The organism is Alistipes sp. An31A (assembly GCF_002159425.1).
GTDB classification, from domain to species: Bacteria; Bacteroidota; Bacteroidia; order Bacteroidales; family Rikenellaceae; genus Alistipes; species Alistipes excrementigallinarum.
Genome location: NZ_NFIO01000001.1, coordinates 77,759 through 100,396 on the forward strand (window position 1 = coordinate 77,759; position 22,638 = coordinate 100,396).

The following is a 22,638-nucleotide window of genomic DNA, read 5'->3' on the forward strand; positions in this document are numbered from 1 at the left end:
CGCGGATGCCGGTGCATGGACGCGCATACAAGCCAGGCGCGGGGCCCGGACAGTCCGGACCCCGCGCTCGGGTGTCGTTGGTGCGGTTTTACTTCCTTTCGGGCAGACGGCGGCCGATGATGCGGTAGAGCCGGCAGCCGGCCCATCCCAGCACGGCGCCCAGTGCGGCTCCCCAGACGATGTCCATCGGGAAGTGCTTGGCCAGATAGATGCGCGAGTAGCAAATCAGCAGCGTGGCGATGACCATCACCCACGTGAACCAGCGGCGGCGGATGATGCCCGCCGAGAGGAGGGCCAGCGCCACCGTCGTCGAGGCGTGGGCCGAGACGGTTCCGTAGCGGCCCGCAAGGGCCCCCTGCGGTACGTGAACCACCCACGAGGCGTCGGCCGGTGCGGCACGGCGCAGCACCGCGAGCGAGTCGGGCGTGATGTCGAGCCCTTCGAGTGCGGGGGTGAACATCGGGCGCAGGCGCGGCTCAAGGTCGGGGCAGAGCCCGCCCAGCAGCCCCGAATGCTTGAAGATGCCGGCCACCATGTCGGCCAGAGCGACGGCCAGCAGGATGAGCACACAGAAGAGCAGCGTCCGCTGCCAGCCGTTGCGGCGCCAGACGAGCCAGAGAATCAGCGCATAGAGCGGCAGCCACATGGTCGTGCCCGAGAGCGTGAGCATCACGCGGTCGAGCGTCGTGCCGCCGTCGAAGTTGAGCAGCAGGAAGAGGTCGTGGTCGAAGTTCATCGTCGTGTGTTTTTCAGAACTGGAAGTAGATGAAGGGCTGGATGTCGCTCGACTTGATTTGCATCACGCACCAAATCAGCACGGCGGCCATCAGCACCTGCACCACGAACGGCGAGCGCATCACCACGCTGCGGGCCATCTGGTCGACCCGCCCCGGGAGCATGTGGAGCAGGTAGCCCGTGCCGATGAGGGCGAAGACCCCCGCATAGCCTGCAAGGGCCTGCGGAATGACGGCGGGGTTGAAGTTGGTGAAGATTTGGTGGAGCATCAGCTCGACGCACTGCATCGATTCGGCGCGGAACATCAGCCACCCGAAGCAGACGAGGTTGAAGGTGAGGAAGATGCCCGCGATGCGGCTCAGCGGGTGCATCTGCGCACCCGAAATCTTGGCGCCGGGGACGAGGGCGAGCCACATCTTGTGGAGCGCCAGCGCCACGCCGTGCAGCGCGCCCCACAGCACGAAGCGGATGGCGGCGCCGTGCCACAGGCCGCCCAGCAGCATGGTGAGGAGCAGGTTGATGTAGGTGCGCACGCGCCCCTTGCGGTTGCCGCCCAGCGAGATGTAGAGGTAGTCGCGCAGCCAGCTCGAGAGGGAGATGTGCCACCGCCGCCAGAACTCGGTGATGGTGGCCGACTTGTAGGGGGCGTCGAAGTTCTTCGGGAAGCGGAAGCCCAGCAGCAGGGCGATGCCGATGGCCATGTCGGAGTAGCCCGAGAAGTCGCAGTAGATTTGCAGCGCGTAGCCGTAGATGCCCATCAGGCACTCGAAGCCCGAGTAGAGCAGCGGTTCGTCGAAGATGCGGTCGACGAAGTTGAGCGAGATGTAGTCCGAGATGACGGCCTTCTTGAAGAGGCCCGTCAGAATCAGGAAGACCCCCGTGCCGAACATCTCGCGCGTGACGAAGGGGCGCTGGCGAATCTGGGGGATGAAGTCGCGGGCGCGGACAATCGGGCCCGCGACCAGCTGCGGGAAGAAGGAGAGGTAGAAGAGGTAGTCGAGCCAGTGGTCGAGCGGGCGCAGCTGCCGGCGGTAGACGTCGATGGTATAGCTCATCGACTGGAAGACGAAGAAGGAGATGCCCACCGGCAGGAAGATGTTGCGGAATTCGAGGAATCCCTGTCCGAAGAGCTGGTTCGAGAGGTCGATGAAGAAGTTCGTGTACTTGAAGTAGCCCAGCATGCCGAGGTTGATGGCAACGCTCAACGCCACGAACCACCGTCGTGCGCTCTGCCGCTCGGTGCGGGCGATGGCGTGGGCGAGCCAGTAATCGCTCGCCGCGGTAAAGACCAGCAGCAGGAAGTAGAAGCCGCTCGACTTGTAGTAGAAGTAGAGCGAGAAGAGGACGACGTAGAGCACGCGTGCCGTCTGGGCGCGGCCCAGGGCGCTGTAGAGGAGCAGGAATCCCGCGAAGAGGAACAGGAAGAGCCCGCTGCTGAAAATCAGCGGCGACGAGGGGTCGTAGAGCAGCAGCGATTGGAGTTTGTCCGCGAGGTCGTCCGTGATGGGAAGGGTCATTGCAACGAGGTGTTATCGGGGTCCTCCAGCATGACGCCGGAGAAGAGTTGCCGGTCGAGGCGGACGATGTGCAGCGAGTCGATGACCCCCTGCTGCATTTCGCGGCGGCGAGCCTCCGCCTCGAGCCTCAGGGTCGCATCGCCCAGTGCGGCGTTGAGGGCGTCGAAGAGCGCCCAGGCCACCTGTCGGCCGCCCGCGTAGTTGATGTGGGTGTAGTCCTTGCCCGCCCAGCCGCTGGCCACGAAGCGCTCCATGCCCCCCAGCACGCGCATGGCGTCGCTCGTGGGCCAGAAGGCGGCTCCCGTATTGCGGGCCGCACGGCGCTGGCATTCGCTCATGTAGGGGACGGCATCCATCGGCTCGAAGCCCGCCTCGCCCTTGACCGAGCGGTCGCTCACGCCCAGCACGAGCACCGCCGCGCCGGGGAAGCACTGTCGTACGTAGGCCACCATCTTCTCGACCTGGCGGCCGTAGCTGTTGTAGGCGTGTACGCCCGCCTGCATGATGTTGAGTCCGTACTGGAGCACCACCAGGTCGTAGCCCAGCATTGCGTTCACCTGGGCGTTGACCGAGGGGTTGGTCCAGAACATCGCCTGCCCGTTGTTGCTTCGCACCGAGTAGTTGTCGACCGTCACGCCGCCCCCTTCGAAGGTGGCGCCGTAGCCGATGAACCGGCGGGTGCCCGAGAGCACCTTGAAGCTCAGCGCATGGATGTGGGGCGCCGTGACGAGCAGCTGCCGCACGGCGGCGTCACCCTCGACGTCGAAGCTGCGGCTCAGCGTGTCGTTGAGCGTCGCCTCGATGCGGGCATCCTCCGGCGCGAGGAAGAGTACGCGGGCCGTCGTCACCGAGTCGAGTCGCTGTCGGGCGTCGGTCGCCTCCCAGCGCGTCGAGGCCCCCTCGTCGGGGCTGCAGACCCATCCCGAGACGAAGTAGTTGGCGCGCAGCTCCTCGGGCGTGCGCTGCCGCTGCATGATGTTGTAGGAGTTCCAACCGCGGGCCTGCGTGCGCACCGTGCGGCGGAAGGCCGTCAGCGGCGAGGCCATCGGGGCGAAACCCGTACCGCCGCCGCCATAGGCGCACTGGAGCCGTTCGCGCAGGTCGGCCGTCAGGATGTCGCCCTCGATGAAGGAGTCGCCCAGAACGGCGATGCGCACCGGCCGGCCGCCGAGCAGCGCCTCGTAGAATCGCTGCATGGGGCTCATGCCCGTCGTGTCGTAGTCCTCGATGGGGACGATGCGCGGTGTGAGGCGCACCGTGTCGGGACGCCGGGCGCGGAGGGTCGAGTCGGGCCGTGCGAGCGACCACTCGAAGGTGGTGCGGACGGAGTCGGCCAGCGAGTCGGCCACAATCCGTTCGGCAACCTGCTCCATGTCCACATGGAACTCCTCCTCGTCGAAGAGCGCGGGTTCGGCCTTGGCCTCGGCGGCATCCTCGAAGGTGAGCAGGTCGGAGAGGATGTTGGCACGCCGCAGATGGATGCCGCCCACGCTTTGGGGCGGAATGAAACTGACCCCCACGAGCACCGCAATGAGCATCGTGAGGGCTATCCAGCCGCGGTTGAGGTAGTTCTTTTCGGGTTGCATCAGTCGCGGCGACCGAGGATGAGGAAGACGTAGTAAAGCACCGAGGCGATGGCGCCGAGCGCCGCCACCAGATAGGTGCGGGCCGCCCACGTGAGGGCCTCCCGGGCCTGGACGAGCTGTGCGCCCTGCATCGTGCGGCTCGACTCGAGCCACTCAAGGGCGCGGGCCGAGGCGTTGTACTCGACCGGGAGGGTGATGAGCGAGAAGAGGGCTGACATGGCAATCAGCGCCACGCCAATCCAGCATACCAGCTCGTTGCGCGTGGTGGCCAGCAGCACCAGACCCAGCAGGATGACCCACGTGGCGGCCGACGAGGCGAACTGCACGACGGGAACCAGTTGCGAGCGGAGCGTCAGCGGGGCGTAGTCGCGGGCGTGCTGCACGGCGTGGCCGCACTCGTGGGCGGCAACGGCCGCCGCCGCGACGCTCGTCGAGTTGTAGACGCTGTCGCTCAGGTTGACGGTCATCGTCTGGGGGTTGAAGTGGTCGGTCAGGTGTCCCGCCACGTGCGTCACCTTGACGTTGTGGATGTTGTTCTCGCGCAGCATCTTCTCGGCGACCTGGGCGCCCGTGAGCCCGCCGGGGAACTGAACCTTCGAATATTTCTTGAACACCGACTGGAGCCGTGCCTGGACGATGTAGCCGGCGATGCCGATGGCGATGATGAGCAGAAACATGCCCGACGAAGCGGCGGAGAAGTGTGCGCTCTGTTGGGTGCCCGCATAGAGCAGGGCGATAAGTGGTTGTAACATGGTGTCGTGTTTTTGTTTTCCGTCAATTATTCCTTACGGAAAATCAACGGCAAATATAGGCATTTTATTTTGGAAGCGTACAAAAACGTGCGCCTCCGCGCGACTTTCCCTCGCCGGAGAGGAGTTTCGTCCGTTCGGCATCGTGCCGCCGCCCGGCGTCGGGGCGTCATCGGCATCGGCACCGTCTCCGGGCCGCCCCCTGCGTGCGGGGGTTGCCGCCCGGCGGCCGCGCTCAGTGACGGCGGACGGTGTAGTAGGCGCCGGCCTGCTGGGCGGGCATGAGCACCATGTCGTTCACGTTCATGTGGTCGGGCAGCTGCGCCACCCAGGCAATCGCCTCGGCGATGTCGTCGCCCGTCAGGGGCGTCACCCCTTCGTAGACCTTCTCGGCGCGCGCCTTGTCGCCGTGGAAGCGCACCTCGGAGAACTCGGTCTCGACCATGCCCGGGCGGATTTCGGTCACCTTGATGCCGTCGGCCAGCAGATCGGCACGCATCGACTGCGAGATGGCGTGCACGGCGTGCTTCGAGGCGCAGTAGACCGCCCCGTTCTCGTAGGGCTCCGTGCCGGCGATGGAGCCGATGTTGAAGATGTGGCCCCGGTGGGCGGCCACCATCTTGGGCGTGATGACGCGCGTGACGTAGAGGAGTCCCTTGACGTTGGTGTCAATCATCGCGTCCCAGTCGGCCGTGTCGCCCTGGTCGATGTGCTCCAGTCCGGCGGCCAGTCCGGCGTTGTTGACCAGCAGGTCCACCCGCTCGAGGGGCTCCAGCACGCGGCGCACCTCCTCCTCGGAGCGCACGTCGAAGCAGAGCGTCGTGCAGCAGGCGCCCAGCGCCTCGATTTCGCGGCGGAGCGTCTCGAGCCGCTCGGCGCGGCGGCCCGTTGCCACGATGTCGTATCCTTCCTTTGCCAGACGGAGCGCCGTTGCGCGGCCGATGCCGGAGGTCGCTCCCGTAATCAATGCCAGTTTTTTCATTGTTCCGGGGTTTAGTGATGGGCGAAATTACGAAAAAATATGTTACTTTGCACACAATTCCATAAAACCCCGAGTCGTGAACCTTCCCTTTTTCATCGCGCGTCGTCTGGCCTCGGCCTCGTCGGGCAGCAAGCCCGGCGTGATGGTGCGCATCGCGGTGGTCTCCGTGGCGCTGAGCGTGGCGGTGATGCTCCTCTCGCTGGCCGTCATCGTGGGCTTCAAGCGCGAGGTGGTCCGCAACCTGACGGGGCTGGCGGCGCATGCCGTGGTGACCGACATCCGCGGGGTTTCGGCCCCCGATTCGGAGCCCGTGCGGCGTACGGCCGCCCTCGAGGAGCTGCTCCGCAGCGTCGAGGGCTTCGCCTCGATGGCCCCCTATGCCGCGCGCAGCGGCATTGTCCGCACGCAGGACGCCGTGCAGGGGGTGCTGCTCAAGGGGGTCGACGCGAGCTACGACTGGTCGTTTCTGCGCAGCCGCCTGCGCCGCGGGGAGCTGCCCCGCGTGGGCGATTCGCTGCGGACGAAGGATGTGCTGCTCTCCGAGCTGATGGCGCGCCGTCTGAAGCTCGACGTGGGTGACAAGGTCGAGATGCTCTTCGTCGAGGGGAGCGGCATGCGCCCCCGCCGCGACCGCTTCCGCATCTCGGGCCTCTACGCGACGGGCATGGACGAGGCCGACGCCCTGCTGGCCTTCACCGACCTGCGCAACGTGCAGCGGCTGGCCGACTGGCAGGAGGACGAGGTCTCGGGCTACGAGCTGCGTACGGACGACTTCGCCCACTCGGACGACTTCGCGCGGCGGGTGGCCCTCCGCCTGCTCTACGACGACGGCGATGAGGCGCAGAACCTCACCGTCACGTCGCTGCGCGAGCTCTATCCCAACATTTTCGACTGGCTGGCGGCCCACAACGTCAACGCCGCCGTCATAGTGGGCATCATGCTTGTGGTGGCCTTCTTCAACATGGCCTCGGCGCTGCTGATTCTGGTGCTGGAGCGGACGCGGATGATTGGCTTGCTCAAGGCGCTGGGGATGCGCAACGGCCCGCTGCGGCGGATTTTCCTCTACCGGGCGGCCTTCATCGCCCTGCGCGGCATGGCGTGGGGCAACGGCGTGGGGCTGCTGCTCTGCCTCCTGCAGCAGTGGTTCCATGTAGTGAAGCTCGACTCGGAGGGATACCTCCTCTCGGAGGTCCCCATCTCCCTCGAGTGGGGGTGGTGGCTCCTGCTCAACGCCGGGGTGCTGGCGGTCATCGTCCTGCTGCTGGTGCTTCCTACCTATATTATATCCTCGATTAAACCCGAACAAACCATCCGATACGAATGACGGTAAAACCCTACGATGAGGAGCGCCCCAAAAAGGCGCAGGTGCGCGACATGTTCGACCGCATAGCGCCGCGCTACGACCTGCTCAACCATACTCTTTCGTTCAACATCGACCGCCTGTGGCGCCGCCGCGTGGTGCGGCTCGTGCGGCGGCACGGCGCACGGCGCATCCTCGACCTGGCCACCGGCACGGGCGACCTGGCCATCGAGCTGGCCCGCCGCATTCCCGGCTCGCAGGTGCTGGGCATCGACCTCTCGGAGCAGATGCTCGAGCGGGCGCGCCGCAAGGTTACGGAGCGCGGGCTCGACGCCCGCGTGCGGCTCGAGGAGGGCGACGCCGAACATCTGCGTGTCGAGACCGCCTCGGTCGACGCCCTGACGGTAGCCTTCGGCGTGCGCAACTTCGGCGACCTCGAGGCTGGGCTGCGCGAAATGGCCCGCACAATAAAACCGGGGGGTGTGGCCGTTATTCTGGAGTTCTCGGAACCGAAAGGGGCACTCTTCGGCCGCCTCTACCGCTTCTATTCGGGATGGCTGCTGCCCCGCATCGGCGGCGCCGTCTCGAAGGACCGCAAGGCCTACGAATACCTGCCCGCCTCGGTCGAGGCCTTCCCCGAGCCCGAAGCCTTCATGGAGCTGATGCGCCGGGCGGGATTCCACAACTGCCGGGCCCGGAGCCAGAGCTTCGGAATAGCCCGGATTTATACGGGAGAACGATGATGAGACGAAACGAAACAACGACTCCATGCTGCGCCGCACGCCCTGTGTGCGGCAGCGGAACGGAACGAGGTGCGCACGGGCGTACGGAGACAAAGCGCGCGCGTCGGTTGCGGCCGGCGGTGCGGCGGCTCTGGTGTGCGGCGCTGCTGCTGGTGGCCGTCGCGGCGAGCTCCTGCTCGGGAGCGGTCGAGCGGGTGCGCCGCAACATCCGCTTCGAGGGGGTCGAGTCGGTCGCCCTGCACGGCCTCTCGGGCGTGGACCTCACGCTGCGGGCCGTCAACGATACGGGCCGCACGCTCCGGCTCAAGGAGGCGGGCTTCGACCTCTACTGGGGCGAGCGGTGTCTGGCCAGCGCGCGGCTTGTCGACGAGGTGGTGCTGCCGCGGCGGAGCGAGGCGAGCCTCGGGACGCGGTGGCGGCTGCAGGCCTCCGACCCGCTGACGCTGCTGCTCGTCGGCCGGCGGCTGCAGTCGGGCCAGACGGCCGAGGCCACCGTCACGTGGCATGCCCGCGGGCGGTATGGGCTCGCTTCGGCCAATCTTTCGCAGGAAAGGGTCCCTTTGTCGGATTTTTTGCGTAACTTCGGGCTGTCGGTCGATGACCTCAAGAAACTATTCTGACCTTTCTGACTATGCGCACGTTCATCATGCTGATTGTGGCCCTTGCGGCCGCAGGTTCGCTTCGGGCCCAGTCGCTCGAGGCCTTCAAGGAGCAGCTGGCCCGTCCGGCCGTCTCCGAAGCCGCCCTGGGGACGGCCCGCGTCACGGTGCGCGAGGATGCCCAGGCGGCCCGCGCCGTGAAGGAGCTCTCTTCGGGTGAGACGCAGCTGCGTTTCCGCGGCTACCGCGTCTGCATCTTCTTCGACAACGGGCAGGATGCCCGGGCCAAGGCCGTCGAGGCCAAGACGCTCTTCGAGGAGCACTTTCCCGGCATCCGCGTCTACATGGTTTATGAGAATCCCTACTTCAAGGTGACGGTGGGGGACTGCCTCACCTCGGAGGAGGCCATCATCCTGAAGGGACGTGTCCAGGGGGTCTTTCCGAAGGCCTACGTCAAGAATGAGGAGCTGACGGCGGCCGATTTGGTGAAATGACTGATACCTACGGGACAAAGGTGGCGTAAAGCTGTATTTTTTTTCTCTTTTTTCTTGCATAATTCCACCGATTATGTAATTTTGCGGCGTAAAAAAATAACCATTAAAATTATTCCTGCTATGAAAAAGATTTTTTCTTTTGTCGTTGTTCTGGCAGCCGTTGCAATGGTAGGCTGCGCTGGTAACTCGAACAAGAAGGCTGCCGAGGTTGAGGCTGAGGCTACCGAGGCTGCTGTAGAGTGCACCGAGGAGTGCGACTCGACGAAGGTTTGCGCCGAGGCTTGCGATTCGACGAAGGCTGCCGCCGCTGAGGAGGTTGCCCCCGTTGAGGAGACGAAGTAATTGCTCCACGGAACATTTGTTCGAGAGGACTCTTCTACAAGAGCCCTCTTATTTTTTTGTCCTGTGCCTGTTTCGGGGCGGCGTGCGGGGTGCGGTCACCTCTTCCGTCCGTCCGGCGGAGTGCGATTGAGGCAGGCTGTGTGCAGGCAATACATGGCAAAAGGCCCGTCACCGAAGCGGTGACGGGCCTTTTGTCTCTTGGTGAGTGCCTCTTCCTTGGGACGGTTCGCCGCTTCGGGCGTGGGGCGGGCCGGCTTCTCAGCTCTTGAGCTTGTACTGCGAGGGCGAGAGTCCGGCGTGGCGCTTGAAGTAGCAGCCGAAGAAGGACTGGTTGGGGAAGTTCAGGTAGTAGGCTATCTCCTGGATGCTCATGTTGGAGGACTTGAGCAGCGTCTTTGCCTCGAGAATCACGTAGTTGTCAATCCATTCGGAGACCGACTTGCCGCTCACGCGCTTGATGAGCGAGGTGAGGTATTTGGGCGTGATGCAGAGCTTCTGAGCATAGAACAGGACGCTCCGCTCCGACTTGTAATTCTCGTTCAGAAGTCTCATGAACTCCTTGAAATAAAACTCGTTGCGACTTCGTATGGGGGGCTCTGGCGAGGCCTGCTCCTCCGCATGCAGGGTGAGAGTGTCGCACGACTTGTAGATGGTGGCCGTGACCAGCGCGTCGACCACGTCGCGTGAGAAGGGCGTGTCAGGGGCAGCCAGCTCCTGCTCGACCTGCGAGAGGAACCTGCGGAACGTCCGGCACTCCTCCTCCGAGAGTTCGATACAGGGACGGTTGGCGTAGCGGAGAAAGAGCGGCATCATGCGTTTGATGTCGACGTTGAGACGTTGCATGAACTCCGGGGTGATGATTACCATGTGGGCGCAGAATCGCTCGTCGGAGTGTACCTGGATGATGTTTTTGGGAGCATAGATGAACATGCTGTCCTTTGAGAGCCGGAAATTGTTGAGGTTGAACGATATCTCGGCCTCTCCCTCCGTGCACACCCCGATGAAGAGGGCGTCGATGCGACAGGGGTAGCGGAACAGCCGGCGCTGCAGATTGTTGTTGGCCGTCATGCAACCCTTTGCAAGTTCCCGCTCGGGCGAGGCGCCCTGCATGGAGAGAAGCTGTGCAAGGGTGAAGCAGGGGATTTCTTCCGTTGGGTTGTTTGTGAGTTCCATTTTATTGTCGTCTTTTCATCGAATATAACGTAAATATTTGCGCTTAGTATTCGGAATGTCTCATTTTCGGAACATTCGGACAGTTGTGTCTCCTTTTTGCAGAGCGGCCGCACGATGCCGTATCGGGCGGAGCCTTCTGCCCGGGTTGCGGGGCGGGGTGTGCTGGGTCGGGAGGTTGCGGCGGTGCAGGAAATAAGAACGGGCGGCCGAACATCGGCCGCCCGTCGTATCGAGGCTTTTATCGGACCCGAATGCCCCCTTCCTGCCGGAGGGCGTACGGACTCCTCGTGTTTCGAACTATTTCGAAGTCGTCTCCGCAGCGGGAGTCTCCGTAATGCCCAGCTCGGCCCGTACCTGCGGGGCAAGGTCGGTCAGCGTCGCCTCGTCGAAGTAGGCGATGGCACCCGTCGAGATGTCGAAGACGGCCATGAAGCCGTTGGCCTTGGCCACCTTGTCGATGGCTGCGCGAGCCTTCTCGACAATCGGGGCGAGCAGCTCGTTCTGACGCTTCTGGTAATCCTGCTGTGCCACCTGGCTGTAGTCCTCGAGGCGCTGCTGAAGCTCATAGAGCTCCTTCTCCTTGAGCTGGCGAACGGACTCCGAGTAGGTATTGTAGTTCTTCTGGAACTCCTGCCGCTTGTTGTTGAATTCGACGTTGATGCTCTCGACCTGGTCCTGCAGCTCCTTGGCAAAGCTCTCAAGGTTGGTCTGCATCTCCTTGGTCTCGGACATGTTCATGATGATTTCCTGGGTATTGATGCGCCCGAACTTCTGGGCGAAGAGCGACGTGGCGCTCATCATGAGTGCTACCGCAAGGGTCAGTTTGATGGCTCTTTTCATGGTGAATCAGTTGTTTTTGTTGTCTTGTTATTTGTTTGTTGTTTTCAGTCGTTCGATAATTTGCTGCGTATGGTCGGCGCGCTCCGAGTTGTAGAGCAGCGTCGGGTTGTTGGCCGAGTCGATGACCAGGTCGGCCCCCACCTCGGCGGCATAGGCCTCGATGACGGCGAATACCTGCTTCTGAATCGGCTCGATGAGCGCCACGCGCTGTTTCATGAGCGTACCCTCGTTGCCGAAGATGCTCTCCTGGTACTGCTGCGCCTCCTTCTCCTTGGTCAGGATGGCGTTTTCGCTGCTCTGCTGCATGGCGGCCGTGAGCGTACGCTTCTGCGCCATGTAGGTATTGTAGAGCTCCTCGACCTCGGCAAAGCGGGCGTCGACCTGCTTCTGGTAGGCCGAAGCGAGCGAATCGAGCTGCTCGATGGCCGCATTGTAGGTGTCGAGCGACTTGAAGAGCTTCTCGCTGTTGACGGTGATGCAGTTCTGGGCGGCGACGGTTCCGGCCGCAAGCACGAATGCCGCAATCAAAATCAGACGTTTCATAGTTCCGTTTTTATCAGGTTCTCTTGGCGGGTGGGGGCGGTTTGCGCCACAAAGCACCCATAAAGATAACTCTTTTCTTTCAAATTTATTGCCAGCGGCCCCGTTTTGTCTGCCGCAAACGTCCGGCATGCCTCAAATTCGTCCGCAGCCGCTTCGGGGAACCTCCTCCGGGTCGGACTCCACCCGGCACCGCTTACTCCATCCCGGGGCACCTTTCTCTCCGGCCCGGGGCACTCCTCGCTCCATTCCGGGGTATCCCTCCCTATTAATCCGGGACCCGGCTCACTCCGGCCCGGGGCGTCAGAACTGCTGACCGAGGACGAAGTGGAACTGGCTGCCGCTCTTGGTGGTCGAGCCTGCCGGTGCGTCGAAGCCGTAACCCCAGTCGATGCCCAGCATACCCACCACGGGCAGGTAGAGGCGGACGCCGAAGCCGGCCGAACGCTTGATTTTGAAGGGCGAGAAGGTCTTCCACGACGAGAAGCCGTTACCGCCTTCGAGGAAGCCCAGCACGTAAATCTGCGACGAGGGCTTGAGAATCACCGGGTAGCGCAGCTCGACCGTATACTTGTTGTAGGCGCACGAGTAGCTGCCCACGGGGTCGAGCGCTCCGTCCTCGTAACCTCGCATCGAGATGATGTCGATACCGTACATGTTGTATCCCGACATGCCGTCGCCACCGACCTCGAATCGCTCGAAGGGCGATACCTTGTACTTGTTGTAGTTGCCCAGGTAACCCATCTCGGCCTTGGCCATCAGCACGAGGTTCGAGTTGCTCGAGAGGGCCTGGAACCACTGCGCCTTGAGCTGCCACTTGTGGAACTCGACCCAGCGGTAGCGCGTCTGGTTGGCCTGGTCACGCACCGAGCTGCTCAGGCTCGTGTTCTCGGCCGTTTCGGCCAGCTGGCGGTAGTTGAGACCGTCCCAGAGCGAGTAGGGGGGCGTGAACTGCACCGAGGCGGTGAACTCCGAACCGCGGCGCGGATAAATCGGCTGGTCGACCGAGTTGCGCGAGAGAACCAGCTTGAGCGAGAGCATGTTGGCCGAGCCGTTGGTCATGATGAACGACGACCAGTTCTTGAGCGAGTAGCGCTCGTAGGCCGCCTCGGCGTAGAAGGTGAAGTAGGGGTCGGGCCACGTCAGGCGCTTGCCCAGACCGGCCGCCACGCCGTAGGTGCGGAAGTACTGCGTACTGGTTTGCCAGACGTAGTAGGCGTCGTTCTGGTCCGAATAGTGGGCCGAAAGGGTGAACGAGTTGGGCTTGTGGCCGCCCAGCCAGGGGTCGGTGAAGCTGAAGGCGAAGGCCTTGTAGTAGGTACCGTTGGTCTGGGCCGAAATCGAGAGCCGCTGGTTCTGGCCCATCGGGTAGGGACGCCAGGCCCCCTTCTTGAAGAAGTTCTTCATCGAGAGGTTGTTGAGCGTGATGCCCACCGAACCGACGAAGGTGCCCGAGCCCCAGCCGCCGGCGATGTTGAACTGGTCTGAGGCCTGCTCCTCGAGCGGCCAGTTGATGTTCACCAGCTCGTTCGAGACGGGCTTCACGTCGGGCATGATGGCCTCGGGGTTGAAGTGGCCCATCGAGCTGAGCGTACGCATGGTCTGCATGAGCAGCGAGCGGTTGTAGAGCTCGCCCGGGCGGACGTAGAGTTCGCGGCGGATGACCTCGTCGTCGACGCGCTGGTTGCCCGTGATGCCCACCTCGTTGATGGTGAACTGCTTGCCCTCGAAGACCTTGATTTCAAGGTCGATGGAGTCGGGAGCGATGATGATTTCGGCCGGCTCAATCTGCGACATCAGGTAGCCGTTGTTCTGGTAGAGCGACGAGACGGACATGGCGTCGGGGTCGGTCTCCTTGCCGATACCCAGACGCTTGTGCATCGACTTCTTGTCGTAGGTGTCGCCCTTCGAGACGCCGAACATGTTCTGCAGGAAGTCGGTCTCGTAGACCGAGTTGCCTACCCACGTGACGTTGCGGATGTAGTACTTGTTGCCCTCCGAGACCTCGATGTCGATGCCCAGCCGCTTGTTGTTGATGAAGTAAATCGAGTCACGCACCACCGTGGCGTTGCGGTAGCCCCGCGAGTTGTAGAAGTCGATGAGCAGCTCCTTGTCGGCGGCGTAGTCCTCCTCGTTGAGCTTCGAGTTGCGGAAGATGTTGATGCTCCGCTGGTGGGTCTTCTTGAAGGTCCGGCGCAGCCGCTTGTCGGTGAACTGCTGGTTGCCCATGAAGTTGATGCGGCCGATTTTGACCTTGTCCTTGCGGTCGATGATGAAGGTGACGTTGACGCCCTGGGGCCGCACCGTGTCGTTTTCGATGCGCACGTCGACCTCGGCGTTGCGGAAGCCCTTTTCGGCCCAGTAGGCCTTGATGAGCTTCTTGTTCTTGTCGAGCACGTAGTCCGAGAGTTCGCTGCCGCGGCGGAGCTTGAGCTTGTCGAGCAGGTCGCGCTTCTTGCCCTTCGTGATGCCCTCGAAGCCCCAGTTGTAGACGCGGGGGCGCTCCTTGAGGAAGACCTCCAGGTCGAGGCTGTCGCCCTCGATGGTGGCGCCGATTTTCACGTCCGAGAAGAAGCGCTGGCTCCACAGACGCGAGATGGCGTTCGAGATGAAGTTGCTGGGCAGATAGACCGAATCGCCGGCGATGAGGCCGGCCGACGACTTGAGCATCTCCTCGTTGAGGTACTGCACGCCGTGGACGTTGATGTGGCGGATGTAGTAGCGCCGCGGGGCGCCGTCCTGGGAGAACATCGGGGCGTTCTGGTCGAACTCGGGAGCGGCCGCGGCCGTCGAGTCGGCGGGGGGCTCGGGGTTCTCCTGGCGGGCGAATATATGGGGGCAACTGAGCAGCACGGCTGCGGCTGCGAGGAGTACGGTTTTACCGAAATACTTCATCTATTCAATTAGTGTCTTTCCGTTTGACTTACGCATCATCGGCCGGGATGCCTCACTTCGCGGGCGGCTCGGCATCGTTTTTCTTTTCGTGAACCAGGCCGAAGCGGCGGTCCCGGCGGGCGTACTCCTCCAGCGCGCGGTCGAACTCCTCCTCCGTGAAGTCGGGCCAGAGCACCTGCGGGAAGTAGAGCTCGGCGTAGGAGGATTGCCAGAGCAGGAAGTTGCTCAGGCGGTATTCGCCGCTGGTGCGGATGACCAGGTCCGGGTCGGGATAGTCGGCCGTGTCGAGCGCGGCCGAGATGCACTCTTCGGTGATGGCCTCGGGTCGCAGTTCTCCCCGCGCGGCCTGCTGCGCCAGATGGCGCACGGCGCGCGTGATTTCGCTCCGCGACGAGTAGTTGAGCGCCAGGATGAGCGTCAGGGTCTGCCCCTGGGCGGTCTGCTCCTCGGCGCGGGCCAGGTAGTGCTGCACCTTCTCCGAGAAGCGGTTGCGGTCGCCAATCATCCGGATGCGGACCCCCTGGCGCTGCAGCTCGGGCGTTTCATTGACCACGCTCGTACAGAAAAGCTCCATCAGGGCGTCGACCTCGGCGCGGGGGCGTCCCCAGTTCTCGGTCGAGAAGGCGTAGAGGGTCAGATACTTCACACCCCGGCGCGATGCGGCCCGCACCGTCGTGCGTACGGCCTCCACACCGGCGATGTGGCCCTCGTAGCGCTCCTTGCCGCGCAACTCGGCCCAGCGGCCGTTGCCGTCCATGATGATGGCGACGTGTTGCGGTATGCGTTTCTGTTCACTCATATAGGGTGCAAATATAGGGAATTTAATTCAAAATGGTTCAATCCTGCCGCCAAATTGAGGGCGATGAAACGACGCTCCATCCCCACCGACCCGCTGTTGCGCGGAGCCCTGAGGCGGGCGGTCAGCTGCGGATGTCGATTCCCCACATCATCTTATTGCGTAACGTGTCGTAAAACGATATATTGTGGGGCACGGCCAAAAAAATCTTCTGCTCAGCACGTTCGACGGTGAAGACCGCCTCGGGCGCCACGGCGCAGGTGCGGTTGTCGAGCGTAATGAAGGGGTCCGAATGGCGGGCGCGGATGTGGAGCCGCACGCGGCTCGTGTCGGGGATGACCACCGGCCGCATTGTGAGGTTGTGGGGGGCGATGGGGGTGATGACCATGCAGGAACAGGTCGGGGCGACGACCGGCCCTCCGGCGCTGAGCGAATAGGCGGTCGAGCCGGTGGGGGTCGAGACGATGACCCCGTCGCCGTGGTAGGTGGCCACCATCTGCTCGTCGACGTAGGTCTCGACCGAAATCAGCCCGGCGCCGTGGCGCTGGACGGTGAATTCGTTGAGGCAGAAGGTCGACTCGGGCTGCTGTGCGAAGCTGCCCCGCACCTCGAGTAGCGTGCGCGGCTCGGTGCGCAGCCCGCCGTCGCGAATCTCCTCCAGCAGCGGGGCCATGCCTCCGGTCGGGACGCTGGTCAGGAAGCCCAGGTGGCCGGCGTTGACGCCCAGCACCGGGACGGGGGCTCCGCCCAGCCGGTGCGCCCCCTCGAGCAGCGTGCCGTCGCCGCCGTAGCAGAGCATCACCGCCGCGCGGGCATCCACCTCCCCGACGCGGCTGCCGTAGCGCGCCGACGGGGGGAAGAGCCTGCCGGTGAGGCGCTCGGCCACGGGGGCAAACTCCTCGTTGACGACGCATTCGAATCCGAAGGCATCGAGGCCGTCGAAGAGCTGGCGGAGCTCCCCGGCGTCGTGCGCCACCTGCGGGCGGGAAAAAAGTATGATTTTCATCGGCAGAGTTTCGAAATTTTACGTAACTTTGACCTCGCGGAACGGGGCCCGAAAGCCTTCCGGGCGGCCTTTCCGCAACGAAACGTCCACCCGGCGGGGCTGCCTGCGGTTTCGCTCCGAAGGCCGCCCTTGACCGCAAAGTTAGCGATTATTATGACAAAATTAAGTGTAAACGTCAATAAGATTGCCGTCATCCGCAATTCGCGCGGCGGCAACATGCCCGACGTCGTGCGCGCGGCGCAGGACATCGAGCGCTTCGGAGCCGACGGCATCACGGTGCACCCGCGTCCCGATGCGCGCCACATCCGCTACGACGACGTGCGGGCGCTCAAGCGGGTGCTTACGACCGAGTTCAACATCGAGGGCAAGCCTATCCCGAGCTTCATCGACCTGGTGCTCGAGGTCTGCCCGACGCAGGTGACGCTCGTGCCCGACGCTCCCGACGCCATCACCTCGAATGCCGGCTGGAATACCGTCGCCAACCGCGACTTCCTCACCGGGGTGACCGCCCGCTTCCACGAGCGGGGCATCCGCGTCTCGATATTCGTCGACCCGGTAGCCGAGATGGTGGCCGGCGCCCGCGCCTGCGGCGCCGACCGCGTGGAGCTCTACACCGAGGCCTATGCGCGCGAATACGCCGCCTCGCCCGAGCGGGCCGTGGCTCCCTATGTGGCTGCCGCCGAGGAGGCCCGCCGACAGGGGCTCGGCCTCAATGCGGGCCACGACCTCAATCTGGAGAATCTGGCCTACTACATCGGGCGGATTCCCTGGACCGACGAGGTCTCCATCGGCCATGCGCTCATCTGCGACGCCCTCTACTACGGGCTGGAGAACACTGTGCAGCTCTACCAACGACAACTCAAACACTGACCGATATGAAAAAACTGCTCTTTCTTGCGCTGCTGCTTGCGGCGGCGCTTCCCACCTTTGCGCAAAGCTCCTACAACTTCCAGCGCCGCAGCCTCTTCGAGGTGCTGCCCATCCATTCGAACGATATCGTCTTCCTGGGCAACAGCATCACCGACGGCTGCGAGTGGGCCGAACTCTTCGACAACCCCCGCATCAAGAACCGCGGCATCAGCGCCGACCGCACGGGCTGGATGCTCGAGCGACTCGACCCGATTGTGAAGGGGCAGCCCAAAAAGCTCTTCCTGCTCATCGGCACCAACGACCTGGCGGCCGGCATCGCCCCGCAGACGGTCGTCGACAACATCCGCCGCATCCTCGAGCGCTTCCGCACGGAGTCGCCCCGTACGAAGCTCTACGTGCAGAGCATCTTCCCGGTCAACGGCGTCGATGCCGGCGGCAAGACGCGCAAGCACTGGTCGAAGGGTGCCGAAATCATCGAGACCAACAAGCTGCTGCAGGAGCTCTGCCGCGAGCTGGACATCCCCTATCTGGACATCTATTCGGTGCTGGTCGACGAGCGCGGACTGCTCGACAAGCGCTACACGAACGACGGTCTGCACCTGACGGGCGAGGGCTACCTCGTCTGGAAGAAGGCCATCGAGCAGTACGTGAAGTAACGTGGAGCCGCTGTCGCAACCCATATTCCGCCGCATCGGGCGCATTGCCGACGAGCGAGGCGTGAGGGCCTTCGTCGTGGGGGGCTACGTCCGCGACTACTACCTGCACCGCCCCTCGACCGACATCGACGTGGTGGTGGTCGGAAGCGGCATCGAGGTGGCCGAGGCGCTTGCCGCCGAGCTGCACGCCCGCGTCTCGGTCTTCAAGACCTTCGGCACGGCGATGGTCCGCTGCCGGGGTGTCGAGGTCGAGTTCGTGGGGGCCCGCAAGGAGTCCTACACCCGCGATTCGCGCAAGCCGCAGGTCGAACCCGGCACGCTCGAGGATGACCAGCGCCGCCGCGACTTCACCATCAACGCCATGGCGTGGTCGCTCAACGGCGACACGTTCGGCGAGCTGGTCGACCCCTTCGGCGGCATGGAGGACCTCGAGGCCTGCATCATCCGCACGCCGTGCGACCCCGACGTCACCTTCTCGGACGACCCGCTCCGCATGATGCGCGCCGTGCGCTTCGCCACGCAGCTGGGCTTCTCCGTCGAGGAGGAGACCTTCGAGGCGATTCGCCGCAACCGCGAGCGGATTCGCATCGTCTCGCGCGAGCGCATCGCCACCGAGCTCAACAAGATTGTCCTCTCGCCGGTCCCCTCGATGGGCTTCGAGCTGCTCGACCTGACGGGGCTGCTGGAGCTGATTTTCCCCGAACTGCACCGCCTGAAGGGGGTCGAGCGGCGGGGTCAGCACGCCCACAAGGACAACTTCATCCATACGCTCAAGGTGCTGGACAACGTGGCGCGCCGCTCCGACGACCTCTGGCTGCGCTGGGCCGCGCTGCTGCACGACATCGCCAAGCCGCTGACCAAGGGTTACGACCCCCGCGCGGGGTGGACCTTCCACGGCCACGAGGTGCTGGGCTCGAAGATGGTGCCGGCGATTTTCCGCCAGCTCAAACTGCCGCTCAACGAGCACATGAAGTTCGTCCAGAAGCTCGTTTTCCTCCACCTGCGCCCCATCATCCTTTCGGAGGAGCAGGTCACCGACTCGGCCGTGCGGCGGCTGCTCTTCGAGGCGGGCGACGACGTCGAGGCGCTGATGACCCTCTGCGAGGCCGACATCACCTCGGGCAACGACGCCAAGGTGCGCCGCTTCCTGGCCAACTTCGAGCTGGTGCGGCGCAAGATGAAGGATTTGGAGGAGCGCGACCGCATCCGCAACTTCCAGCCGCCGATTACGGGCGAAATCATCATGGAGACCTACGGCATCGGCCCTTGCCGCCTTATCGGCGACATCAAGGAAGTCATCAAGAATGCGATTCTCGATGGCGAGATACCCAACGAATATGCCGCCGCCCATGCGCTGATGGAGCGTCTGGCGGCCGAGCACGGGCTGCGGCCCGTGGCGCGGCCTGCGGCGGAGGGGGCGGCCCCGGCAGAGGCTGCGGAGCCGACTGCGGCGACAGCTCCGGCGGCTGCAACCTCCCCGGCTGCTATGGCGACCTCCGCGCCGGAGGGCCTGGCGGCGGAGCCCTCTTCTGCCGTTTCTGCGGAGGCGGAGGCAGGTGCGGCATCGGAGCGCCCGGCGGTTTCGGCGTCGGATACCCCGGCCGTTTCGGCCGAAGCAACCGGAAAGATTGAACGGTCCGACGCATAGTCCGCCCGGAGCGCAGCAGCGTTCATCCGGCCGTGAAGGGGCTTTGCGTTGCCCTTCTCCGGCGTAACAAAAACAAGCCGACCGACATCTACGGATGTCGGTCGGCTTGTCATTTGATGTCGGTCGTCTTTTGGAAAACTGTCCCGGTGCCTTCCCGGTTCCTCTTCGCACCTCTCAGCGCCTTGCCGGACCCTCCGCCGCCGGAGCGGCCGGATTACTCGCCGAGCATCCGCTCGCGCCACAGCGCGGGGACGGGGAAGCTCTCCTGGCGGTCGAAGTCAAAGGCAACCATCACCGAGCGGCTCTCGCTGCGCACCTCCTCGCCGCAGAGCAGCTGCTGGAAGAGGACGATGCTCTTGTTGCCGATGCGCTCGCAGGTGGTCGTCACCCGGATGTCGTCGCCCATGCGGACCTGCCCCAAGTAGGAGGTCGAGGTCGAGACCGTGATGATGCGGTTCTGTCCCAGCAGCACCTCCTCGCCGAGCACCTTCTGGTAGTAGTCCACCTTGCCCACGTCGAAGTACATCTGCTGGGCGACGTTGTTCACGTGGTGGAACGAGTCGATGTCCGAGAAACGCTGCTGGACCGGTGTTGTCAATGTGCGTGCCATCTTACTCGCGGATGATTTTCACTTCGCCCCCTTCGGTGAAGGCGATAATCGACGATGCCTTGCGCGTGGGTTTCCCCTCGAAGCGGGGGTTGACCACGAAGTCGACGCCGTCGATGATTTCGCGCGCCACCTCGTCGAGCCCCGCGGGGGTCTTCTCGCCCGAGATGTTGGCCGAGGTCGAGACAATCGGCCGGCCGAAGGCGCGCAGCATCCGGCGGCAGAACTCGTGGTCGGGCACCCGCACGCCGAGCGTCCCCTCTTCGGGGATGAGGTTCGCGGCAAGCCCCGTGGCGCCCGGCAGAATGAGCGTGAGGGGGCTGGTGGCCAGCTCCATCACCTCGAAGGCGATGCCCGGCGCCTTGTTCACGTAGCGCACGACCATGTCGGGCGAGGCGCAGAGCACCAGCATCGATTTCTTGTTCTCGCTCCGTTTGAGCGCATAGATGCGTGCTACGGCGTCGGCGTTGGTGGCGTCGCAGCCGATGCCCCACACCGTGTCGGTGGGGTAGAGCAGCAGCCCGCCTTCGTGCAGCGTGCGGACCGCCTCGTCGACTTCGTGCTGCAGTTCGGTTTCGTTTTTCATGATGCTCGTCTTTGTTGGTTGGCCCGAGGTGCAGGGTGCGGGGAGGGGCTTCGGTTCGTGTGCTCCTTCGGCACGCCCTGCACGGGGCGGATTCCACCGGAACGGGGCGCCCTATCGCTTCAGGGGCAGCACCTCAATCCAGTAGTCGTCGGGGTCGTTGATGAAGTAGAGCCCCATCTCGTGGTTCTCGAAGCAGACCCAGCCGTTGGCGCGGTGGAACTCGCGCACGGCGTCGTAGTCGCCCGCCACGCGGATGCAGAGGTGGCTCTCGTTGTCACCCAGCTCGTAGGCACCCTCCTTGTCGCGCAGCCAGGTGAGCTCCAGGTGGAAGTTGCTCTCGCCGTCGCCGAGGAAGACCAGCTCGAAGGAGCCGTCCTCGGCCTTCTGGCGGCCTATTTCGTGCAGACCGAGCGCCCGGCCGTAGAAGTCGATGCTGCGGGCCAGGTCGGTCACGTTGATGTTGAAGTGGTCGAATTTGCCTTTGATTTCCATAAGTGTCCTGAATTTGGGTGCAAAGATACGAAAAGGTGCGGGCCGAGGCAAACGGAAAACGCAGTTTTCGACATCGCCGCCCGCGTAACGGCCCCCGTACCGCCGTCTGTCTCTCCTCCCGCCGCCGGTTCTGCCTGCAGTGTGGCCCGGTATCCTCCCTGCAGCCGGCTCCGGTGTACTCGCCGCCTTCCTCCTCCTTCCTCCTCCTTCCTCCCGGCGCCACGCGAGGGGCCCGGCCGAATATTTTGCCGATATTTCATTATTTTGCAAGAATTTTATACTTTTGCGAAACGAAAAATAAAATACAAAAAGCATACACCTATGGGAAGAGCCTTTGAATATCGCAAAGCACGCAAGCTGAAGCGCTGGGGTCACATGGCCCGCACGTTCACCAAAATCGGCAAGGAGATTGAAATCGCCGTGAAGGCCGGAGGTCCCGACCCGTCGGGCAACACGCGTCTGCGCATTCTGATTCAGAACGCCAAGGCCGAGAACATGCCCAAGGAGAACGTCGAGCGCGCCATCAAGCGTGCCACCGAGAAGGACGCCGCCGACTACAAGGAGGTTATCTACGAAGGCTATGGCCCCCACGGAATCGCCTTCCTGGTGGAGACGGCAACCGACAACACGAACCGTACGGTGGCCAACGTGCGCATGCACTTCAACAAGTGCGGCGGTGCGCTGGGCAACAGCGGCTCGGTGGCCTTCATGTTCGAGCACAAGTGCGTCTTCAAGTTCCACGCTCCGGCCGGCACCGACATGGAGGAGCTCGAGCTCGAGACCATCGACCTGGGTGTCGACGAGTTCTATCCCGACGAGGAGGGTGTGACGGTATACGCCCCCTACGAGTCGTTCGGCGCCATCCAGAAGTGGCTCGACGACAAGGGCTGGGAGATTGTCTCGGGTGAGTCGGTCTACCTGCCTACGGATACCAAGGAGCTCGACGCCGAGGGCCGCGAGTCGGTCGAGAAGCTGGTGGAGCGCCTCGAGGAGGACGACGACGTGACGAACGTTTACCACAACATGAAGGAGCCCGAGGAGGAGTAGCCCTTCGGTTGAGGCGCGGCGGGCGGCCCGGGGGTCGTGGCGCGCAAAGGAACAATTCGGGGAGCGGTTCGCAAAGAACCGCTCTCTTTTTTTGCCCGGCCGGGAACGGGAGCGGCAACAGGGGCCGAGCGACGGGGGGGGGTGAGAGCACGCCGGAGCATGCGGTCGCGGGTGCGCAGCCGGGGCGAGGAGAGAGCGGTTGCAGCCGAGACAATAGGACAACGAAGACAAGGAAGCTGGCGCGGGCTGCCGGGGAAAAAGAGCGGCAAGGGCGCTGGCATGGACTGCCGGAAAAAGGAAAGCAAAGGGACGGCGCGAGCCCATGGAAAAACGACGGGCGGGGCTGCCCCGGGACAAACTGCGTGAAGGGCGGTTGGAACAAGCGGCGTGGAGAACGGCCGGGACATTAAAAAAACGGAACGCTCCCCGGGTGGG

22 protein-coding genes and 1 pseudogene are annotated in these 22,638 nt (G+C 63.7%); 9 read left to right on the plus strand and 14 right to left on the minus strand.

The features are described 5' to 3' along the window. Nucleotides 1-88: 88 nt before the first annotated feature. The 5 genes from B5F90_RS00395 to B5F90_RS00415 form a co-directional block, all read right to left on the minus strand. Nucleotides 89-736, minus strand: a complete 648-nt coding sequence (locus B5F90_RS00395) for a phosphatase PAP2 family protein (RefSeq protein WP_087359817.1) — start codon at nt 734-736, stop codon at nt 89-91. A 13-nt stretch (nt 737-749) separates the two neighbouring features. Then, on the minus strand, nt 750-2,252 hold the full coding sequence (locus tag B5F90_RS00400) for an MBOAT family O-acyltransferase (RefSeq protein WP_087359820.1): 1,503 nt from the start codon (nt 2,250-2,252) through the stop codon (nt 750-752). Continuing rightward, on the minus strand, nt 2,249-3,841 hold the full coding sequence (locus B5F90_RS00405) for a hypothetical protein (protein ID WP_087360635.1): 1,593 nt from the start codon (nt 3,839-3,841) through the stop codon (nt 2,249-2,251). Before B5F90_RS00405 ends, B5F90_RS00400 begins: the two co-directional genes overlap by 4 nt. Further along, nucleotides 3,838-4,590, minus strand: coding sequence for a zinc metallopeptidase (locus B5F90_RS00410; protein WP_087359822.1), 753 nt, complete (start codon nt 4,588-4,590; stop codon nt 3,838-3,840). The genes B5F90_RS00405 and B5F90_RS00410 overlap by 4 nt, the downstream gene beginning before the upstream one ends. Nucleotides 4,591-4,822: 232 nt before the next feature. Continuing rightward, nucleotides 4,823-5,569 (minus strand): SDR family NAD(P)-dependent oxidoreductase, encoded by a 747-nt coding sequence (locus B5F90_RS00415; protein WP_087359824.1) that lies wholly within the window; start codon nt 5,567-5,569, stop codon nt 4,823-4,825. A gap of 76 nt (nt 5,570-5,645) precedes the next feature. Here B5F90_RS00415 and B5F90_RS00420 point away from each other — a divergent pair, with 76 nt between their 5' ends. The 5 genes from B5F90_RS00420 to B5F90_RS00440 all read left to right on the plus strand — a co-directional run bounded on the left by B5F90_RS00420 (nt 5,646) and on the right by B5F90_RS00440 (nt 9,047). Further along, entirely contained in the window at nt 5,646-6,893 is a 1,248-nt protein-coding gene (locus tag B5F90_RS00420; RefSeq protein ID WP_087359827.1) for an FtsX-like permease family protein, read from the plus strand. Beyond that, nucleotides 6,890-7,612 carry a bifunctional demethylmenaquinone methyltransferase/2-methoxy-6-polyprenyl-1,4-benzoquinol methylase UbiE gene (ubiE, locus tag B5F90_RS00425; protein WP_087359830.1) on the plus strand — a complete coding sequence of 241 codons (723 nt, stop codon included), beginning with the start codon at nt 6,890-6,892 and terminating at the stop codon, nt 7,610-7,612. The genes B5F90_RS00420 and ubiE overlap by 4 nt, the downstream gene beginning before the upstream one ends. Then, nucleotides 7,609-8,232, plus strand: a complete 624-nt coding sequence (locus B5F90_RS00430; protein WP_143256065.1) for a hypothetical protein — start codon at nt 7,609-7,611, stop codon at nt 8,230-8,232. Before ubiE ends, B5F90_RS00430 begins: the two co-directional genes overlap by 4 nt. An 11-nt stretch (nt 8,233-8,243) precedes the next feature. Beyond that, nucleotides 8,244-8,705, plus strand: coding sequence for a hypothetical protein (locus B5F90_RS00435; protein ID WP_087359836.1), 462 nt, complete (start codon nt 8,244-8,246; stop codon nt 8,703-8,705). A 120-nt stretch (nt 8,706-8,825) separates the two neighbouring features. Then, on the plus strand, nt 8,826-9,047 hold the full coding sequence (locus tag B5F90_RS00440; RefSeq protein WP_087359838.1) for a hypothetical protein: 222 nt from the start codon (nt 8,826-8,828) through the stop codon (nt 9,045-9,047). Between the two features lie 258 nt (nt 9,048-9,305). Here B5F90_RS00440 and B5F90_RS00445 read toward each other — a convergent pair whose 3' ends face one another. The 6 genes from B5F90_RS00445 to B5F90_RS00470 all read right to left on the minus strand — a co-directional run bounded on the left by B5F90_RS00445 (nt 9,306) and on the right by B5F90_RS00470 (nt 16,297). Beyond that, on the minus strand, nt 9,306-10,220 hold the full coding sequence (locus tag B5F90_RS00445; protein WP_087359841.1) for an AraC family transcriptional regulator: 915 nt from the start codon (nt 10,218-10,220) through the stop codon (nt 9,306-9,308). Between the two features lie 297 nt (nt 10,221-10,517). Then, the gene (locus B5F90_RS00450) at nt 10,518-11,060 is read right to left on the minus strand and encodes an OmpH family outer membrane protein (protein WP_087359843.1); all 543 of its coding nucleotides are present in this window, start codon (nt 11,058-11,060) and stop codon (nt 10,518-10,520) included. 27 nt (nt 11,061-11,087) lie between these two features. Next, nucleotides 11,088-11,603 (minus strand): OmpH family outer membrane protein, encoded by a 516-nt coding sequence (locus B5F90_RS00455; RefSeq protein ID WP_087359846.1) that lies wholly within the window; start codon nt 11,601-11,603, stop codon nt 11,088-11,090. Nucleotides 11,604-11,903: 300 nt separating this feature from the next. After that, nucleotides 11,904-14,495, minus strand: coding sequence for a POTRA domain-containing protein (locus B5F90_RS00460; protein WP_087359849.1), 2,592 nt, complete (start codon nt 14,493-14,495; stop codon nt 11,904-11,906). 52 nt (nt 14,496-14,547) lie between these two features. Then, nucleotides 14,548-15,294, minus strand: a complete 747-nt coding sequence (locus tag B5F90_RS00465; RefSeq protein ID WP_087359852.1) for an isoprenyl transferase — start codon at nt 15,292-15,294, stop codon at nt 14,548-14,550. 121 nt (nt 15,295-15,415) lie between these two features. Beyond that, nucleotides 15,416-16,297: an NAD(+)/NADH kinase gene (locus tag B5F90_RS00470; RefSeq protein WP_087359855.1), complete on the minus strand. Its 882-nt coding sequence runs from the start codon at nt 16,295-16,297 to the stop codon at nt 15,416-15,418. Nucleotides 16,298-16,450: 153 nt separating this feature from the next. Between B5F90_RS00470 and B5F90_RS00475 the strand changes: the two genes are divergently transcribed. The 3 genes and pseudogenes from B5F90_RS00475 to B5F90_RS00485 all read left to right on the plus strand — a co-directional run. After that, nucleotides 16,451-17,167, plus strand: a complete 717-nt coding sequence (locus B5F90_RS00475; protein ID WP_087359858.1) for a pyridoxine 5'-phosphate synthase — start codon at nt 16,451-16,453, stop codon at nt 17,165-17,167. Between the two features lie 5 nt (nt 17,168-17,172). Beyond that, nucleotides 17,173-17,823 carry a GDSL-type esterase/lipase family protein gene (locus B5F90_RS00480; protein ID WP_087359861.1) on the plus strand — a complete coding sequence of 217 codons (651 nt, stop codon included), beginning with the start codon at nt 17,173-17,175 and terminating at the stop codon, nt 17,821-17,823. A gap of 10 nt (nt 17,824-17,833) precedes the next feature. Beyond that, nucleotides 17,834-19,210 (plus strand): annotated as a pseudogene (locus B5F90_RS00485) (HD domain-containing protein); the annotation flags it as partial. A 475-nt stretch (nt 19,211-19,685) separates the two neighbouring features. On the opposite strand, the gene B5F90_RS00490 reads toward B5F90_RS00485, so the two are convergent. The 3 genes from B5F90_RS00490 to B5F90_RS00500 all read right to left on the minus strand — a co-directional run bounded on the left by B5F90_RS00490 (nt 19,686) and on the right by B5F90_RS00500 (nt 21,156). Continuing rightward, complete coding sequence (locus B5F90_RS00490; RefSeq protein ID WP_087359864.1) at nt 19,686-20,081, minus strand: thioesterase family protein; 396 nt, start codon at nt 20,079-20,081, stop codon at nt 19,686-19,688. A gap of 1 nt (nt 20,082) precedes the next feature. Then, a complete protein-coding gene (locus B5F90_RS00495; RefSeq protein WP_087359867.1) occupies nt 20,083-20,664 on the minus strand; it encodes an L-threonylcarbamoyladenylate synthase in 582 nt (193 codons plus the stop codon). Between the two features lie 111 nt (nt 20,665-20,775). Next, nucleotides 20,776-21,156 (minus strand): VOC family protein, encoded by a 381-nt coding sequence (locus B5F90_RS00500; protein ID WP_087359870.1) that lies wholly within the window; start codon nt 21,154-21,156, stop codon nt 20,776-20,778. Between the two features lie 321 nt (nt 21,157-21,477). Here B5F90_RS00500 and B5F90_RS00505 point away from each other — a divergent pair, with 321 nt between their 5' ends. Next, a complete protein-coding gene (locus tag B5F90_RS00505; protein WP_087359873.1) occupies nt 21,478-22,203 on the plus strand; it encodes a YebC/PmpR family DNA-binding transcriptional regulator in 726 nt (241 codons plus the stop codon). Nucleotides 22,204-22,638 lie beyond the last annotated feature (435 nt).

Bases quoted from the DNA above. Each gene is read 5' to 3' on its own strand.
- B5F90_RS00395 (WP_087359817.1), bottom strand. From the start codon at position 736: ATGAACTTCGACCACGACCTCTTCCTGCTGCTCAACTTCGACGGCGGC.
- B5F90_RS00400 (WP_087359820.1), bottom strand. From the start codon at position 2,252: ATGACCCTTCCCATCACGGACGACCTCGCGGACAAACTCCAATCGCTG.
- B5F90_RS00410 (WP_087359822.1), bottom strand. From the start codon at position 4,590: ATGTTACAACCACTTATCGCCCTGCTCTATGCGGGCACCCAACAGAGC.
- B5F90_RS00415 (WP_087359824.1), bottom strand. From the start codon at position 5,569: ATGAAAAAACTGGCATTGATTACGGGAGCGACCTCCGGCATCGGCCGC.
- ubiE (WP_087359830.1), top strand. From the start codon at position 6,890: ATGACGGTAAAACCCTACGATGAGGAGCGCCCCAAAAAGGCGCAGGTG.
- B5F90_RS00430 (WP_143256065.1), top strand. From the start codon at position 7,609: ATGATGAGACGAAACGAAACAACGACTCCATGCTGCGCCGCACGCCCT.
- B5F90_RS00435 (WP_087359836.1), top strand. From the start codon at position 8,244: ATGCGCACGTTCATCATGCTGATTGTGGCCCTTGCGGCCGCAGGTTCG.
- B5F90_RS00440 (WP_087359838.1), top strand. From the start codon at position 8,826: ATGAAAAAGATTTTTTCTTTTGTCGTTGTTCTGGCAGCCGTTGCAATG.
- B5F90_RS00445 (WP_087359841.1), bottom strand. From the start codon at position 10,220: ATGGAACTCACAAACAACCCAACGGAAGAAATCCCCTGCTTCACCCTT.
- B5F90_RS00450 (WP_087359843.1), bottom strand. From the start codon at position 11,060: ATGAAAAGAGCCATCAAACTGACCCTTGCGGTAGCACTCATGATGAGC.
- B5F90_RS00455 (WP_087359846.1), bottom strand. From the start codon at position 11,603: ATGAAACGTCTGATTTTGATTGCGGCATTCGTGCTTGCGGCCGGAACC.
- B5F90_RS00460 (WP_087359849.1), bottom strand. From the start codon at position 14,495: ATGAAGTATTTCGGTAAAACCGTACTCCTCGCAGCCGCAGCCGTGCTG.
- B5F90_RS00465 (WP_087359852.1), bottom strand. From the start codon at position 15,294: ATGAGTGAACAGAAACGCATACCGCAACACGTCGCCATCATCATGGAC.
- B5F90_RS00470 (WP_087359855.1), bottom strand. From the start codon at position 16,297: ATGAAAATCATACTTTTTTCCCGCCCGCAGGTGGCGCACGACGCCGGG.
- B5F90_RS00475 (WP_087359858.1), top strand. From the start codon at position 16,451: ATGACAAAATTAAGTGTAAACGTCAATAAGATTGCCGTCATCCGCAAT.
- B5F90_RS00480 (WP_087359861.1), top strand. From the start codon at position 17,173: ATGAAAAAACTGCTCTTTCTTGCGCTGCTGCTTGCGGCGGCGCTTCCC.
- B5F90_RS00490 (WP_087359864.1), bottom strand. From the start codon at position 20,081: ATGGCACGCACATTGACAACACCGGTCCAGCAGCGTTTCTCGGACATC.
- B5F90_RS00495 (WP_087359867.1), bottom strand. From the start codon at position 20,664: ATGAAAAACGAAACCGAACTGCAGCACGAAGTCGACGAGGCGGTCCGC.
- B5F90_RS00500 (WP_087359870.1), bottom strand. From the start codon at position 21,156: ATGGAAATCAAAGGCAAATTCGACCACTTCAACATCAACGTGACCGAC.
- B5F90_RS00505 (WP_087359873.1), top strand. From the start codon at position 21,478: ATGGGAAGAGCCTTTGAATATCGCAAAGCACGCAAGCTGAAGCGCTGG.